This is a genomic window from Nonomuraea typhae, from assembly GCF_009760925.1.
Lineage (GTDB): Bacteria > Actinomycetota > Actinomycetes > Streptosporangiales > Streptosporangiaceae > Nonomuraea > Nonomuraea typhae.
The window spans coordinates 1-1,397 of sequence record NZ_VRLV01000044.1; the positions used below are offsets into that span (position 1 = coordinate 1).

Annotated in this window: 1 rRNA gene; it reads left to right on the top strand. The window is 57.4% G+C overall.

From position 1 onward, the window contains the following. A 23S ribosomal RNA gene (locus tag FVE25_RS53620) occupies window positions 1-1,391 on the top strand; the annotation flags it as partial. Between the last annotated feature and the right edge of the window lie 6 nt (window positions 1,392-1,397).

The following is a 1,397-nucleotide window of genomic DNA, read 5'->3' on the forward strand; positions in this document are numbered from 1 at the left end:
TGAGATGTGATGCCGAGCCGATTGTGGCGAAGTGGATGATCCTATGCTGCCGAGAAAAGCCTCTAGTGAGTGTTGTGGCGGCCCGTACCCTAAACCGACTCAGGTGGTCAGGTAGAGAATACCAAGGCGATCGGGTGAACTGTGGTTAAGGAACTCGGCAAATTGCCCCCGTAACTTCGGGAGAAGGGGGACCTCTGCTGGTGATCGGACTTTGCTCTGTGAGCTGGTGGGGGTCGCAGTGGCCAGGGGGAAGCGACTGTTTACTAAAAACACAGGTCCGTGCGAAGTCGTAAGACGATGTATACGGACTGACGCCTGCCCGGTGCCGGAACGTTAAGGGGACCGCTTAGCGCGATTCGTCGTGCGAAGGTGAGAACTTAAGCGCCGGTAAACGGCGGTGGTAACTATAACCATCCTAAGGTAGCGAAATTCCTTGTCGGGTAAGTTCCGACCTGCACGAATGGCGTAACGACTTCCCCGCTGTCTCAACCGCAGACCCGGCGAAATTGCACTACGAGTAAAGATGCTCGTTACGCGCAGCAGGACGGAAAGACCCCGGGACCTTCACTACAGCTTGACATTGGCGTTTGGAGCGTCTTGTGTAGGATAGGTGGGAGACTGGGAAGCTCGGACGCTAGTTCGGGTGGAGTCATTGGTGAAATACCACTCTGGTCGTTTTGAACGTCTAACTCTGGTCCGTGATCCGGATCGGGGACAGTGTCTGGTGGGTAGTTTAACTGGGGCGGTTGCCTCCTAAAGGGTAACGGAGGCGCCCAAAGGTTCCCTCAGCCTGGTTGGCAATCAGGTGTCGAGTGTAAGTGCACAAGGGAGCTTGACTGTGAGACTGACGGGTCGAGCAGGAGCGAAAGCTGGGACTAGTGATCCGGCATCGGCATGTGGAAGCGGTGTCGCTCAACGGCTAAAAGGTACCCCGGGGATAACAGGCTGATCTTCCCCAAGAGTCCATATCGACGGGATGGTTTGGCACCTCGATGTCGGCTCGTCGCATCCTGGGGCTGGAGTAGGTCCCAAGGGTTGGGCTGTTCGCCCATTAAAGCGGTACGCGAGCTGGGTTTAGAACGTCGCGAGACAGTTCGGTCCCTATCCGCTGCGCGCGCAGGAGACTTGAAAGGGGCTGTCCCTAGTACGAGAGGACCGGGACGGACGAACCTCTGGTGTGCCAGTTGTACCGCCAGGTGCACGGCTGGTTGGCTACGTTCGGAAGGGATAACCGCTGAAAGCATCTAAGCGGGAAGCTCGCCTTGAGATGAGGTCTCCCACCCCTGTGAGGGGGGTAAGGCTCCCGGTAGACGACCGGGTTGATAGGCCGGAGGTGGAAGCGCGGTAACGTGTGGAGCTGACCGGTACTAATAGGCCGAGGACTTGACCACAAAGCA